Source organism: Chryseolinea lacunae (assembly GCF_016735595.1).
GTDB classification, from domain to species: domain Bacteria; phylum Bacteroidota; class Bacteroidia; order Cytophagales; family Cyclobacteriaceae; genus Chryseolinea; species Chryseolinea lacunae.
In genome coordinates, this window is record NZ_JAERRB010000008.1 from 143,966 (window position 1) to 160,259 (window position 16,294).

The 16,294-nt window shown below is 54.8% G+C and carries 4 protein-coding genes; 1 reads left to right on the top strand and 3 read right to left on the bottom strand.

The genetic code is table 11. From position 1 onward, the window contains the following. Positions 1-59 precede the first annotated feature (59 nt). The 3 genes from JI741_RS21490 to JI741_RS21500 form a co-directional block, all read right to left on the bottom strand. Positions 60-11,297, bottom strand: a complete 11,238-nt coding sequence (locus JI741_RS21490; protein ID WP_202013326.1) for a T9SS type B sorting domain-containing protein — start codon at positions 11,295-11,297, stop codon at positions 60-62. Positions 11,298-11,303: 6 nt separating this feature from the next. Next, the gene (locus tag JI741_RS21495; RefSeq protein ID WP_202013328.1) at positions 11,304-11,657 is read right to left on the bottom strand and encodes a hypothetical protein; all 354 of its coding nucleotides are present in this window, start codon (positions 11,655-11,657) and stop codon (positions 11,304-11,306) included. 144 nt (positions 11,658-11,801) lie between these two features. Next, on the bottom strand, positions 11,802-12,338 hold the full coding sequence (locus tag JI741_RS21500) for a hypothetical protein (protein ID WP_202013330.1): 537 nt from the start codon (positions 12,336-12,338) through the stop codon (positions 11,802-11,804). A gap of 372 nt (positions 12,339-12,710) precedes the next feature. Between JI741_RS21500 and smc the strand changes: the two genes are divergently transcribed. Continuing rightward, positions 12,711-16,247, top strand: a complete 3,537-nt coding sequence (gene smc, locus JI741_RS21505; protein ID WP_202013338.1) for a chromosome segregation protein SMC — start codon at positions 12,711-12,713, stop codon at positions 16,245-16,247. Positions 16,248-16,294: the final 47 nt, after the last annotated feature.

Consider the following 16,294-nt stretch of genomic DNA (forward strand, 5'->3'; position numbering starts at 1 on the left):
CTTCCGGATTTGGAAGCTGACTGACCAATTTTAGTTAGTCGGCAGGAGTGATGAATCTCCTAAGGTTTCGCGCCTCTCAGCACTTCAACCCAGCCGGTATAGGTTTCGCCACCTTCAACTTTGAGGCGGTAGAAGTAGATACCATCCGACACGTTTTTAGCGTCCCAGAAATTATCCTTGCTATACGCCGATGACTTATACACTTCATTGCCCCAACGGTTGCTGATGATGAGGTTGTGGCTACCGATGAGCGGCAAGTTCAATACTTCAAACGAATCGTTCAGTCCATCGTCGTTCGGCGTGAAGATGTTCGGCACAAACACACTTGGATCGAGCGAGATCTCAACATCCTGTGTCTTCTCGCAACCGGACGCATCTCTCACCTTGATGCGATAAATGCCCGGCGACAGGAATTCATAGAGCTTGCTGAACTTCTTCTGCGGATTGAGTTTCACTGGCGCGTATTCTGACACCACCACGTTTTCGGCGGGCAAGATCAACGACACTTCATAATACAACTCGTTTGTGCCGGACACAAAGCGTGTTCCGCCAATGATGTTTTCAATCTCGATGCTGCCCGTGCGTTTCGGATCCGGGAAGGAAGGCTTCACGGTGCCCAGCACAATGTCAACCCCCTGACGCACGTCATACACCACGGTGTCGGACACCAGCACGCAGCTTCCGCTAGGTGTGCTTTGTGTCTGCTCCATCACAAACCGGTAGGTGCCTGGCACAGTGAGGAATTGGTGGGTGAGCGGCGCGGTATATATAAACGATACTGAATTCGAAATCGGTATTGACGCTTGTGTGAGCTCGTCGATCTGGAAGAACTTGTCGCTGTTGCTGAACACGCGGATCACAAACGGTTTGTCTTGTTGACCCGTGATGTTGTTCAGCGTGAGGTTCACATTGTCGCAGCTCGAAAGCACTTCGAAGCTATTCAGGGCGGTGACACCATTAATAGTTACGGCATCGGTGCGCGTAGGGCAAACCGTGTTGTTCGATTTCAGGTACACAAAGTAGACGCCACTGCTCAGGTTAGGGAACACCACACTCGGCAAGCTCGGCGAATTGTAGTCCACAAAGTCGGCATCGTCGGGCACGTTCACCTGATCCTGACTCACCGCCACCTTATAGATGCCGGGGTCAGAGATGGTTACTCTGATCGAGCCGCTTGCGCCGTTGTTGCTACAGTTTGCGTCGGTCGCGAACAGGTTCACAGAACCCAGCGGAACCTGACCCGGTGCCTGCACCGCGATCGGCTTGCTTTGCACACAGTCGCCTTCGTCTTTCACGTCGACTCTATAGTTGCCCTGAATGAGATCGCTATACGTTTTCGCACCGGCCACGACGTTCTCGTAGTCTGCCACCACAAGATATCCGGAAGGATCGGTTGTGAACGGCACGGCACGTCTCAGGCGAACCTGGAGCGGAGCGGTAGCCGTGTTACCACCCAAAATGCCACTCACGCTAATGCCACCGTCGGTGCCGTTACAGGTTGTTACACTGGTAGACGCTACAGCAAAGTCGATCTTGGTGAACAAGTTCCTGATGCGAACCATGGCCGTGTCGGGACATGTGAAAGCTGGATTGTCATCCACTTTCAATATGATGAAGTCGGTATCGTCGGCAGGCAAACCTTGGGGAAGCTGAGCACCCGGTGTGAAAGTTTGCGCGACAGACTCAACGCCTTTATACACATACGTGTACCAATATTGCCCGGTCAGTGAGCCGTCTACTGCGAGTACCACATTGCCATCCACACCTCCAAAGCAAGACACATTGTTAACAACCTGCTTGTCCTGGATCTGCACCTGAGTCTTCAGGTCGAGGAAGAAATCAACCGGACCGCAAGCCTTGCCATTGCCTTCGTCGATAATGGTATACTTGTAAAGTCCTGATTTCAGTTGGTTAAAGTTCGTGGTGTTTGATGTGAACTTGGTTTGCGTGTTGCTTCCATACGTCCAGATCACACGGAATGTTGACGGTGTTCCGTCGGCACGCGCGATGTTAAACTGCACGTCGCCGGCATCGCGATCGTTGCACGAAGGAGGTGTGATGATGGTCGGCTGAATCGAGCTGAAGTTCGCGCAATCAGATCCTCCACCGCCGCACGCAGCATCGTTGTTTGCACGAACAATGACTTGCAACGTTTTGCTCACCGGGCTGCAACCTGCAGGAGTGTAAGTAACGTTCACCGTCACTGTTGTTCCGGCAAAGGCCGCAGGGTTAAAGATATTTCCGGTTACGCCTGTGCCACTGAATGTGAACGTTCCGCCAGTAGGTGTTCCGGAAACCAGCAACGCCAGGTTAACCGTTCCACCGCCGGGGCAAACCGTGGTGTTTGTGGTTGTGATGGTTGCTGCAGGAACCACGTCGATGGTGAACTGTTGTTGCGCAGCAGCACATCCTCCGCCAATGGTGTAGTTCACCAGAATGGTTTGTGTACCGGTCACAGCCGAAGGATCAAAGTTGTCGCCGGTGATGCCCGTTGAGCCCGTGAACACGAAGTCACCTCCGCCCGGAACAGCACTCACCAATGTATTGAGATCGATCACGCCGCCGCTCTGACACACGGTGATCGGCGTTGTGGGTACTGTTATTGTCGAATTATTGATGACGTTCAGTGTCAGCGTTCCTGAAGTGGCGGCACAGCTTCCCACAGTATAGCCAATGGAGATGCTGATGGCACCGGTCACGCCCGAAGGATCAAAATTGTTGCCCGTGATGGCCGAATGTCCGGAGAACGTGAATGTTCCACCGGCAGGCGATGCCGTGACAAATGTTCTCAGGTCTACGATACCGCCCGATTCACACACCGAACTGTTGGTGATGGTCAGGGTTGCACCGTTCACAACGCTCACCACCACGGTGGTGGACAAACCTTCGCCGCAAGGATATATCGGCGTGACGAAGTAAGACGTGTTGCCTACTACGGTAACATCCAATTGACCTGCGCCATTTCCTAACACAGGCGTGAAGGTTGCTCCGGTGCCCACGTTGTTGGTAAGGGCTGCGTCGCTATACCAGTTGAATCCAGTTACGTTGGTATCTGTAGACGACGCTGTCAATGTAGGTGCCGTCGCACTGTTCAAACATACCGCTGCAGGAGGCGCGATAGGTGTCGGTGCAGGTGTGAAGTCAAACGATACGCGTGAGTTTGCACCTCTTTCAAAATACTCAATAATCAAATCGTGCGTGCCTGCCGTGAGACAGGTAGTGCCTGTGTATTGTGTATAAGTATGTGCTGCAAACACTCCGGCAATGGGGTTGCCGTCGATCAACAAGCGCACACCATCGTCGCCACCCACGGTGAATGTATACACACCCGCCGCAAATGTTTTTCTCATCTTAAAGCGAACGCTATAATCGTTCAGGAACGATCCGCAGACGTTGGGACCGGCCAGCGGCACATTGTTAGACAAGTTGAGGTTGAAGGCATCGGTAGTGGTGTTATAGGTCGATGCACCCAACAGCGGCACATCGGTTTCGTCGATAAAGCCTTTATACTTCGCCGAAGCAAAATCGATGTTTGAAACGGGGGGCGACGGTGCAGCCGCGTCGGAATACACATATCCGATCCACATTTCATTGCCAAAGGTCACCTGGTCACCCGGAATCGGGGTGAAGTTGATCACCACAACATCCGATACTGCAGGACAAGGACCGGCAGGGTTGTTTGTGGTCAGGGTAAGGGTTACGGTTCCTGATGTGATCTCCGCCGCGCTGGGCGTGTAGGTTGCGTTGAGTGTGGTTGCATTAGGGCTAAACGTTCCCGTTCCACCCGACCAGGTCGCCGATGTGGCCGAGCCACCGATAACACCCGCGAGTGTCACAGAGCTTCCACCGCAGCCGGTTTGTGTAGGTCCTGCATCAACAAGGGCTACAGGATTGATAGTGATAGTCACGTTGTCTGTAACACCCGAGCAAGTGCCCGTAGCCGTTGCTGTGAGTATCACAGAACCTGCCGCGATGTCAGCAGTGCCAGGCGTGTAGATCGCGTTCTCGTCGGTCGCGTCGCTGAACGTGCCGTCGCCGGCTGTCGTCCAGAGCAGACCTGTTGCCGATCCGGTGAAGCTGCCCGCGAGGGTTGCTGTGCCGCCGGAGCAAAGAATCTGATCGGGGCCAGCTGCCACGGTAGCCGCAGGGTTGATGGTGATCACTACAATGTCTGCCACGGAAGCGCAAGGCCCGCCGGTGGTCATGGTGAGTGTTACCGTTCCTGCCGCAAGATCGTTCACACCCGGTGTGTACTCTGCGTTTGTCAAGGTAGCGTCGCTAAAGGTTCCGTCGCCGGCGGTTGTCCAGGTAATTCCTGCCGCGCCGGTGAAGGCTCCTGCCAGCGTGGCTTTGTTGCCCGCGCAGATCGTTTGGTCAGGACCGGCGTTAGCGGTAGCGCCGGAACTGATGGTGATCACGATGGTATCCGTTCCTCCGTTACAAGGACCTGCAGCGTCGGGGTCGTTAGTAGTGAGTGTAAGCGTCACGCTGCCGGCTGTTGCTTCGGCTGCAGATGGCGTGTATACGGCGGTTAATGTATTGGCGTCCGGTGCAAAGGTGCCGGCACCGCCGCTCCAGGTCGCACTGGTGGCCGAACCGCTAAATGAGCCCGCGAGGGTCACTGTGCCGCCGGCGCAAATGATCTGGTCTGCTCCCGCATTGGCAATGGCGGGGGCATTGATCGTGATAATAACATTGTCAGTCACCACCGCACAAGGTCCGGCCGAACTCAACATGAGGGTTACCGTACCCGCCGCCACTTCGCCAACGCTCGGTGTGTAGACCGCGTTGAGCGTGTTCGCATCGGGTGCAAATGTGCCTGCCCCTCCGCTCCATGCTGCTCCCGTAGCAGAACCTCCAAAGGCTCCGGCCAGGGTAACGCTTCCGTCACCGCAGATGGTTTGATCAGGACCGGCATTGACTGTGGCACCGGGGCTGATAGTGATGGTCACGTTGTCGGTCAACACCGTGCACGATCCAATGGTAGTCAGCGTCAGGGTCACAGAACCCGCTCCGATTTCGGCGACACTTGGTGTATAGACTGCACTAAGGTTTAGCGAGTTGGGGTTAAAGGTACCCGTTCCCCCACTCCACACACCGCCCGTTGCCGAACCTCCAACGGTGCCGGCCAGCGTGGCCGATGAACCGGAGCAGATCGTCTGGTCGGGACCAGCATTAACCGTAGGTGCAGAATTAATATTGATGATTACGTCATCTGTCGCTACCGTGCAGCCTCCTGCAGTTGTCAGCGTCAGCGTCACTGTGCCCGCAAGAAGATCGGCGGCGCTTGGTGTATAGGTTGCGTTGAGGGTGTTGGCGTTCGGTGCAAAAGTGCCCGTGCCTCCACTCCATGTACCACTTGTAGCGGAACCTCCAATAGCCCCTGCCAACGTCACGGTGCTGCCGGTACAGATCGTTTGATCAGGACCTGCATTCGCAGTGGCCGGTGGTGTGATGGTGATCACCACGTTGTCCGTCACTACGGCGCAACCGCCGGTTGAGGTCAACGTCAGGGTCACGGTGCCTGCTGTTACTTCGGCCACGCTCGGAGTGTAGATGGCTGATAAGGTAGTGGCGTTAGGATTGAATGTTCCCGTTCCTCCACTCCACACCGCGCCGGTCGAAGAACCTCCAATGGTTCCGGCAAGCGTAACGGTCGAACCGCCGCAGATCGTCTGGTCAGTGCCCGCATTTACTGTGGCCGGTGTGGTGATGGTGATCACCACGTTGTCGGTAAGTGTTGCGCAAGGACCCGTTGTGGTCAAGGTCAGTGTCACCGTGCCTGCTGTTACTTCGGCAGTGCTCGGTGTGTAGACGGCTCCTAGCGTGTTCGCATTGGGTGCGAATGTTCCGGTGCCGCCGCTCCAGGTGCCCCCGGTGGCAGAACCACTCACAGAACCTGCGAGCGTCACCGTGCTTCCGGCACAAATGGTTTGGTCAGGACCGGCATTGACGGTTGCCGCAGGATTGATGGTGATCGTCACGTTGTCGGTGGCGACGGCGCAAGGACCCGACGTGGTCAAAGTCAGTGTCACGGTTCCGGCAGTCACTTCTGCAACGCTCGGTGTATACGTGGCTCCTAAAGTAGTATTGTTTGGTGCAAAGGTGCCGGTGCCGCCGCTCCAGGTCGCCCCGGTTGCTGCTCCACCGATGGTGCCCGCAAGGGTCACGGTGCTGCCGCCACAAATGGTTTGGTCGGGACCAGCATTCACGGTTGCCGCAGGGCTGATAGTAATCACTACGTTATCCGTTTGCACGGCGCAGGGACCTGCGGTAGTAAGCGTCAATGTCACTGTGCCTGCCGTTACTTCGGCTGCACTTGGTGCATACGTTGCTGCCAGTGTGGTATTGCTCGGTGCAAAAGTGCCCGTGCCGCCGCTCCAGGTGCCGGTAGCAGCCGAACCACCAATGGCTCCGGCCAGCGTAACTGTGCTGCCTGCGCAAATGGTTTGATCGGGACCAGCGTTTACTGTAGCTGCCGGGGTAATAGTAAAAGTCACATTGTCTGTCACAGCAGCGCAAGAGCCTGTCGTGGTCAACGTCAGTGTAACTGTGCCCGCGGTAACTTCCGCGGCACTGGGTGTATAGGTTGCTCCTAAGGTTGTGGCATTCGGTGCGAATGTGCCCGTGCCGCCGCTCCAGGTTCCGCCAGTGGCCGAACCGCCAACTGTGCCCGCGAGGGTCGCGTTGGTGCCTGCGCAGATCGATTGATCCGGGCCGGCGTTCACCGTGGCCACAGGGCTGATGGTGATAACTACGTTATCGGTCACTACGGCACAAGGGCCTGTTGTTGTCAACGTCAGCGTAACCGTGCCCGCCGTTACTTCGGCTGCGCTCGGGGTGTAGACCGCTGATAAGGTTGTTGCATTAGGATTGAACGTGCCTGTGCCGCCGCTCCAAACCGCGCCGGTCGAAGAACCTCCAATGGTTCCGGCAAGCGTAACGGTGTTACCCGAACAGATGGTTTGATCGGGACCTGCATTGACAGTGGCCGGTGCGTTGATGGTGATGGTTACATTATCGGTGAGTGCTGCGCAAGGACCTGTGGTGCTCAGCGTCAGCGTCACGGTACCGGCTGTTAATTCTGCCGGGCTTGGTGTATACGTTCCGTTCAAGGCATTGGCATTCGGTGTGAATGTGCCGGAGCCTCCGCTCCACACACCGCCGGTTGCCGAACCGCCCACAGTACCTGCCAGTGTCACGGTGCTGCCCGCGCAAATAGTCTGGTCGGGTCCAGCGTTGACAGTGGCAGCAGGGTTGATGGTGATGGTTACGTTATCAGTTTGCACAGCACAAGGGCCGGTCGTTGTTAACGTGAGGGTTACTGTACCCGCTGTTACTTCGGCCGCGCTTGGCGTGTAGACTGCACTTAAGGTTGTAGCGTTCGGGGCAAAGCTTCCGGTTCCACCACTCCAGGTTCCCCCGGTGGCAGAGCCTCCCACTGTACCCGCAAGGGTCACCGTGTTGCCGCCGCATATGGTCTGATCGGGACCGGCGTTCACCGTGGCCACAGGGCTGATGGTGATGGTCACGTTATCCGTCCGCACTGCGCAAGGACCCGTGGTGGTCAAGGTCAGCGTAACGGTTCCGGCCGTAACTTCGGCTGCACTTGGCGTATAGACAGCCCCTAAAGTAGTAGCATTCGGGTTGAACGTACCCGCTCCCCCACTCCATACTCCACCCGTAGCCGACCCGCCAATAACACCGGCAAGGGTAACTGTGCTTCCCGAGCAGATGGTTTGATCAGGACCTGCATTGACAGTGGCTGCCGGCGTGATGGTGATTGTTACATTATCCGTTTGCACGGCACAAGGGCCAACCGTTGTCAACGTGAGGGTTACTGTACCCGCCGTTACTTCGGCCGCACTGGGTGTGTAGACTGCATTTAAGGTTGTGGCATTCGGGGCAAAGCTTCCGGTTCCGCCACTCCAGGTTCCACTGGTGGCAGAGCCTCCCACAGCACCCGCAAGGGTCGCGGTGTTGCCCGCACATATCGTCTGATCCGGACCGGCATTGACTGTAGCCACGGGTCTGATGGTGATGACAACATTGTCCGTAGCAACCGCACAAGGACCGGTGGTGGTCAGCGTCAGCGTAACGGTTCCAGCCGTAACTTCTGCAGCACTTGGTGTGTAGATAGCATTTAAAGTAGTCGCGTTCGGATTGAACGTGCCCGCTCCTCCACTCCATACTCCACCCGTAGCCGACCCGCCAATAACGCCGGCCAATGTAACCGTGCTGCCCGAACAGATATTCTGATCCGCTCCGGCATTGACAGTAGCTGCTGGTGTGATGGTGATGACGACGTTGTCCGTCAGCGCGGCGCAAGGGCCTGTGGTTGTTAATGTAAGGGTTACGGTGCCCGCTGTTCTTTCAGCTGCACTTGGAGTGTACACCGCATTTAATGTTGTGGCGTTCGGCGCAAATGTTCCGGTGCCGCCGCTCCAGGTGCCGCCGGTGGCAGAACCACCCACTGCGCCTGCAAGGGTCGCGGTGTTGCCGGCACAAATGGTTTGATCAGGACCGGCATTAACGGTAGCCGCAGGGTTGATGGTGATCGTTACGTTGTCGGTCTGCACGGCGCAGGGGCCAACCGTTGTCAAGGTCAGCGTCACCGTGCCAGCGGTTCTTTCCGCCGCACTCGGTGTGTACACAGCGTTTAAGGTATTGGCGTTCGGTGCAAATGTTCCGGTGCCGCCGCTCCAGGTGCCGCCCGTGGCGGAACCACCTACTGCTCCCGCAAGTGTCGCAGTGTTGCCTGCGCAAATGGTTTGATCAGGACCTGCATTGACAGTCGCCACAGGTCTGATAGTGATTCTAACATTATCGTTCACGGTGGCACAAGGCCCCGTGGTGGTCAGTGTCAGCACAACAAAGCCGGCCGTTACTTCGGCTCCGCTCGGTGTGTAGATCGCTGTTAAGGTTGTTGCGTTGGGGTTGAACGTTCCTGTGCCGCCACTCCAGACACCGCCTGTGGCCGAGCCACCAACGGTGCCCGCAAGGGTCACGGTGCTTCCCGAACAAATGCTCTGGTCAGGTCCGGCATTCACCGTGGCTGCCGGCGTGATGGTGATCACCACGTTATCGGTCTGCACCGCGCAAGGGCCAGCCGTGGTCAATGTCAACGTCACGGTGCCTGCTGTAATTTCGGCTGCGCTGGGAATATACGTTGCTGTTAGTGTGTTTGCATTCGGACTGAACGTGCCTGTGCCGCCACTCCAGGTGCCTCCGGTGGCCGAGCCGCCAACAGTGCCGGCAAGGGTCGCCGAGTTGCCCGCGCAGATCGTTTGATCCGGCCCTGCATTGACCGTGGCTACCGGTGTGATGGTGATGGTCATGGCATCGGTCACAAACGAACAAAGCCCCGGAGGGTCGTTGGTTGTTAAGGTGAGCGTTACCGTGCCTGCTGTGATTTCTGCTGCACTGGGTGTGTAGACTGCATTGAGTGTTGTGGCGTTGGGACTAAATGTGCCCGTGCCGCCGCTCCAGGTTGCCGAGGTGGCCGCGCCGCCAATCACGCCCGCAAGCGTCACGGTGGTGCCGGCACACACGGTCCGGTTCACACCGGCGTCTACAGTCGCGAACGGATCCAGGGTAATCACCACGTTGTCCGTTGCCGAAGGGCAAGGGCCGTTCGGATCGTTGGTCGTCAACGTAAGGGTTACTGTTCCGGCTGTTCTTTCTGCTGCGCTTGGTGTGTATACTGCATTTAAGGTCGTGGCATTGGGGGCAAAGGTTCCGGTGCCGCCACTCCAGGTGGCGCTGGTGGCAGAGCCCCCGATCAAGCCGGCCAAAGTAGCCGTGCTGGTACCGCAGATGGTTTGGGCCGGGCCGGCGTCAACTGTAGCCGCCTGGTTAAAGGTGAGGGTCACGACGTCGGTGGCGGGCAAACAAGGACCTGCCGGGTCGTCGGTAGAGATGGTGAGTATAACTGAACCGTTGATCAGGTCATTGGGTCCGGGGGTGAACACCGCCGAAGGATTGGTGATGTTGCTAAAGGTTCCGTCGGATGTGCCGGGTTTGCTCCAGGAAATGCCGGTGGCCGAGCCACCGAATGTGCCCGCGAGGGTAACAGTGCTTCCGGCACAAATGGTCTGATTAGGACCGGCGTCTACCGTTGCCGTGGCGTTGATCGTGATGGTCACGTTGTCGCTCACTGCAGGGCAAGGGCCAAGAGGATCGTTTGTGGTTAGAACTAATACTACCGTTCCGGCTGCGATATCGTTGGGGCCGGGGGTGTAGGTTGCGTTTACAGAGGTGGCGTTCACAAAGGCTCCGTCGCCGGTAGGTGCTGTCCAGGTAACGCTGGTGGCTGCGCCTCCAAATGTGCCGGCAAGCGTGGCGGTTCCTCCATTACATATCGTCTGCGGCGGTCCGGCATCTACTGATGCGGGCGTGCTGCGGGTAATGGTTACGTTAGACGATGTTCCCGTGCAAGTAATAGGCGGAGCATCGGTGATGCGCCACTCAAATACGTTAGCCCCCATGCTGAGGCCTCCCACGGTGGTGTTTTGGGCATTGGCGTTCGCGAAAACACCGGTACCGGAAATAACGGTCCAGGTTCCGATTTCTCCCGTGCCCGGCGCATTACCGGCCAGTGTGGTGTTGTCGGCACAAACCGTTTGGTCTGCTCCGGCATTGGCTTGGGTCACAACGGGAACGGTAGCGTTCAGCACGAACGTACAAAGTTTGCTGTCGGTGACAGTTACGCTATAGGGCCCCGCGTCGATGCCGGAGCGGTCTTGCGACACGGCACCGTCTGACCATAAATACGTATAGGGGGCAGTGCCCCCGGCAGGTTGAATGTCGATAGTACCGTTACCGGATCCCACAGAAGGATCGCAGTCGGGGTCTATATTATTAATGGTGGCCGAAAGGGCGTTGGTCGGTTCGGTGACGGTGAGAAAGGCTGTTTTTCGTTCGCAGACGAAAGACCCCCCGCCACTGGCGATAACGCTCACTCTATATTGACTCAGACCATTGTTGGCCGGGATACCGAACACTTCGGCGCCGGGCTCGGTCAACGTTCCATTGCCTACTCTGAAGACTACATTTTTGGAAGCCGTGTTGGCAATACGTCCCAGGAGGGTTAACCCGCCATCATCATAGTAAAGCTCGTAGGTGTAGTTCGCAACGCCGGTGTTGACGGTGACGGAAATCTGACCATCGTTTCCTCCAAAGCAATTCACACTTTGTGAGGAAGTGCTGATTGTCAAACACTGGCCGTATACCTCCGCCGAAAGGAACGTGAGACAGACAGCGAACGCCAAAAAGAATTTGTGGTAAACTTTCAGCATGTTATCTTATTTACTGTCGGTTAATACAATATCGGCCGTGTGTTTCTTACGGCACAAAAACTCGGTCTCTCGATCGAAGGCTACCTCGACGCGATAAACAACATCGCTCTTCAGGTTTTCGAAAAGGAAGGTTTTGCCTCCCGAGCCCGAAAAATCTTTAACAGTAAATTCCTGGATGCCTTTGAATGCCACAAGCTTGCCGGTGAACGAGCCATGGCTCTCCACCCGTATTTCAATCACACCTAACCCCGAACCGGGAGTGGTTTTGGCCTCGGCGACTTTGACGTTTGACTGGCACTGTGCATAGCTGAGTCTCCCCATGCTCAGGAGAAATAGCAGAAAGAGTAGAGTTCTATTCATTCTAAAGCCAAGATTAAAAAGTAAAGCACTTATAAATAGTTTTCAAAAAAATATTGTAACCAGCATATATAAAGTAAGATAGGCGTGTTACAAAAAGTCAGTTTAAAAAATCAAATCCCTGGAAGTACCTTTTAGGTTGAAAAGCTAAAATTTCCGTTGGAGTATTTCACTCATCACTACAGCCTTCTTGAACCCCTCCGGATCCTGAAAGTCTTTCAGATACTCGGCCATCAGATCACGTTCCTTGGCCAGCTCGAACTCTTTGAACTTGCCGTACTTCACAACTGTATCTTCAACTTTCATGGTTTCTTCCAGCGATGGTCTGAAGAAGGCCTGCTTTTTCGCTTCTTCATACACGTCATACACATTGTCGTGCTTGCGATAGTCGTAGTCAGCATCTTCTAACACGGCGGGTTTCTCCCGCTCTCTCTGGGGCATCGGTTTGGCTACGGGGCGGGGCTGCGGGGCAGTTTCCTTCTGTGAAGTTATTTCGCGAAGCAGTTCTTCAAACGTGAGTGCTTTTTCGGCAGAATTTGGCGTCGGTTGCGGAGCCCGCTGAGGGGTCTGCGACGGCCTGTTTTGGGGAACGGGGTTGGACTGGTCAGGGCGTTTCTTCAGTAACCTGCTGAGCAGGTACACGATCCCTATGATCACATAAAGCCATAACTTAAAATTGTCCATTAGAAACAAATTTAGGAAAAAAAACGAAAAACCTATTTAGGGGTGCTTTTTTGGTGTTTTATGCCCGGTAAGGTTCGTTCGTCGACGGCTTTCCAACAGACTGAAAAAAGCATCGGAAAAGCCACCGGTTTTGGTCCCCAAAAACCGCGAGAAAGTTCGGATTTTGGGCATAAAAGTGCGTTTTCAAGGCCTTTTCGGCCTATAAATTTTTATTTTGAATTGCCCGTGTGAGTGGTTTATCTTTGCCCTCCCCTTTGCACAGAAGGCAGCAGGCACGGCGCATTTTGGATCGCTCAACCCGCTCCGCATCACCGCCTCGTGAACCTGTAGCCTGTCAAACGGCGGAACGTACCAAAAACAACCACTTACAGCATGCAATTAGCGAAACTGGAGATCAAAGGCTTCAAGAGTTTTGCCGACAAAATCGTTATCAATTTTGATGAAGGGATTACGGGGATTGTTGGACCAAACGGATGTGGCAAGTCGAACGTAGTGGATTCCATCCGCTGGGTGTTAGGGGAACAGAAAACCAGTGCCCTACGCTCGGAGAAGATGGAAAATGTGATCTTCAACGGCACCAGTGGACGCAGCGCCCAGCAAATGGCCGAGGTGTCGCTCACCATCAACAACACCAAAAACATTCTGCCCACCGAATATGCGCAGATCACCATCACCCGGCGCCTCTATCGCTCCGGCGAAAGTGAATATCTGCTCAACGGCGTGGTGTGCCGTCTCAAAGACATCACCAACCTTTTCCTCGACACCGGGGTAGCCTCCAACAGCTACGCCATCATCGAGCTGGGCATGGTAGACGATCTTCTGAACGACCGCGACAACAGCCGCCGCACCCTGTTTGAAGAAGCCGCCGGCATCTCGAAATTCAAAAAACGCAAGAAAGAAACCCTCAAGAAACTTGAGGACACCGACACCGACCTCGAACGCGTGGAAGACTTGCTTTTCGAAATCGAGAAGAACATGAAGAGCCTTGAAAAACAGGCCAAGCAAACCGAGAACTACTACAAGATCAAGGAGGAATACAAGGAAAAAAGCATCTTCCTGGCCAAGGTGGTGGTGAACAAACAAAAGGACAAGTTCAGCCACCTCACCAAGCAAGTGGAACTGGAAAACGACCGTAAGCTGGGCCTCACCACCGACATCGCCGAACGCGAAGCGTCTATCGAGAAAGCAAAGGCAGAGCTGATCCTGAAAGAGAAAACACTTTCGTCGCGTCAGAAAGCTATCAACGAGTTTGTTTCGAAGATCCGCCAATACGAAAGCGAGAAGCAGATCAAAAACGAACGTCTCAAATATCTGAACGACCGCGCCACCGGCCTTCGCGACCAGATTGATCAGGATCGCAAAAGCAACGAACGCGCCCGCTTCAGCATTCAAAGCCTGGAAGCCGAAAAGAAAACCGCCGAAGACATCTTCGAAGAGATCAGCCACAAGCTGGAAACCTTGAAGGCCGACTACGAAGCCCAGAAAAATATCACGACCGAATTGCAACAGCAATCCGATTCGATCCGCCGCGTGCAACGCGAGCGGCAGGAAGAAAGCTTCCAGATCAACAAGGGCGTAGAGATCCGCGAAATCCAGGTTTCGTCGCTCAAACAAGAGTTGGAGAAAACGGCATCAGACACCAGCCAGCAAAGCGCCAGCCTTGTTGAGTTCGAAAACAAACTCAAGATTCTGCAGGAAGACCTGAACGTGAAAAACGCCGAGCAGGAACGCTTGAAGAAGGATGAGGAAACCATGCAAGAGCGTATGGTGCACGTCGAGAAAACAATCGACATGATTCGCGAAGAGATGAACGTGACCGGCCGCAAGCTGGACGCGCGCCAGAACGAATACAACCTCACCAAATCGCTGGTCGAAAACCTGGAAGGGTTTCCCGAAGCCATCAAATTTTTAAAGAAGAAGGTGGGCAAGAATGCTCCCCTCCTGTCGGACATCCTCACCACATCAGAAGAATATCGCGTGGCCATCGAGAACTATCTCGAGCCATACCTGAACTACTACATCGTTGAACACGAGTCGGAAGCCTACGAAGCCATCAACATCCTGAGCGACGCGGCCAAAGGCAAAGCACACTTCTTTATCCTGGACGCGTTCGATAAGTTTGAATCGACCACGGGCCGCATATACGACAACGCCTTTCCCGCTACCGAGATCATTGAATACGATCAGAAGTACCGGAAGCTGATGACGTACATCCTCGACAAAGTATACATCTACGAAGGCGACACCAAGACCATCCCGTCGTCTGACGAGAACACGTTCATCACCAAAAACGGCAAGCTCACCAAACGCAAGTTCAGCATCTCCGGCGGATCGGTAGGCCTCTTCGAAGGCAAAAAGATCGGGCGTGCAAAGAACATGGAGAAACTCGAGAAGGAGATCAAAGAACTGACCGCCAAACTCGACGATATCCGCGCCAGCCTGTTGGAAAAACAAGCCGACCTCGAAAAGCTGAAGAACAACAAGATCCGTCACCAGATCGACGAAGTGCAAAATGCCATTCGCCAGGTGAACGACGAGTTTGTTTCCATCCGCACCAAGCGCGAACAGTTTGCACAAATGCTGAGCAGCGCCGATCTGCGTCGCGAAGACATTCTCGAAAAAATAGACACCCTGCTCCGCGAGCTCGACGACCTGAAGCCCAAAGCGCAACGTGCCCTGCACGACCTCGAAGAACAGGAAGAAAAACTCGTAGGCATCACCAACAACCTGGCTTCGAACAGCGAAGTGCTGAGCCAGAAGTCGGCCGCCTACAACGAGCAGAACATCTTCTTCCACCAGCAGGAAAACCGCGTGAAGAGCATCGAACAAGAGACGCGCTTCAAGCAGGAATCGATGGATCAAAGCAGCCAGCGCATCGAAGTGAACGCCGAAGAGCTGAAGAAGAATGAAGATGAAGTGAAACGCATCATCGAAACCACACAATCCAACGACGACGAACTCCTGGGCATGTACGAGGAGAAAGAAGGCATGGAGAAAGGGTTGAGCGAAGCGGAAAAAGAATACTACGAATCACGTGGCCACATTGACCAGGTGGACAAACAACTGCGCGAGATTCAACATCAGCGCCAGAACATCGACACCACGTTGATGGACCTGCAAACACAGCTGAACGAAAGCAAGATGCAACTGAACTCCGTGAAGGAACGCCTCTCGGTGGAGTTCAACATCGACCTCGATGCCGTGATCGGCCAATCGCCCGACCAACAACCGGACGACTTCTCGAAAGCCGACGAAGACAAGATCCGTCACGATGTGCAAAAGATCCGCGACCGCCTCGACAACATGGGCCCCATCAACCCGATGGCCATGGAAGCTTACACGGAGATCAAACAACGCAACGACTTTATCATCACGCAGAAGGAAGACTTGCTGAAAGCCAAAGAATCGCTCTTTAACACCATCGCCGAAATTGAAGGCGTGGCCAGCCAGACGTTTATGGATGCGTTCAACAAAATTAAAGAACACTTCATCCGCGTGTTCCGCTCGCTCTTCACCGAAGGCGACGAGTGCGACCTGCGCCTGGTAGACCCCAACAATCCGCTGGATTCGGAGATCGACATCATTGCCAAACCCAAAGGCAAACGTCCCCTCACCATCAACCAGCTTTCGGGTGGAGAAAAGACATTGACGGCCACGGCCCTTCTCTTTTCGATGTATCTGTTGAAGCCTGCACCGTTCTGTATCTTCGACGAAGTGGATGCGCCGCTTGACGATGCCAACATCGACAAGTTCAACAACATCATCCGCAACTTCAGCAAAGACTCGCAGTTTGTGATCGTGACACACAACAAGCGCACCATGAGCTCTACCGACGTGATCTATGGCATCACCATGGTAGAGAAAGGTATCTCGCGTGTTGTGCCCGTTGACCTTCGCGAACTGGCTTAATTCATTGCCATACACTGTAAAGACCCGTGATACTGTCACGGGTCTTT

What these genes read in the sequence shown, in the direction of transcription:
- JI741_RS21495 (WP_202013328.1), bottom strand. Translation starts at nt 11,657, where the DNA reads ATGAATAGAACTCTACTCTTTCTGCTATTTCTCCTGAGCATGGGGAGA.
- smc (WP_202013338.1), top strand. Translation starts at nt 12,711, where the DNA reads ATGCAATTAGCGAAACTGGAGATCAAAGGCTTCAAGAGTTTTGCCGAC.
- JI741_RS21500 (WP_202013330.1), bottom strand. Translation starts at nt 12,338, where the DNA reads ATGGACAATTTTAAGTTATGGCTTTATGTGATCATAGGGATCGTGTAC.
- JI741_RS21490 (WP_202013326.1), bottom strand. Translation starts at nt 11,297, where the DNA reads ATGCTGAAAGTTTACCACAAATTCTTTTTGGCGTTCGCTGTCTGTCTC.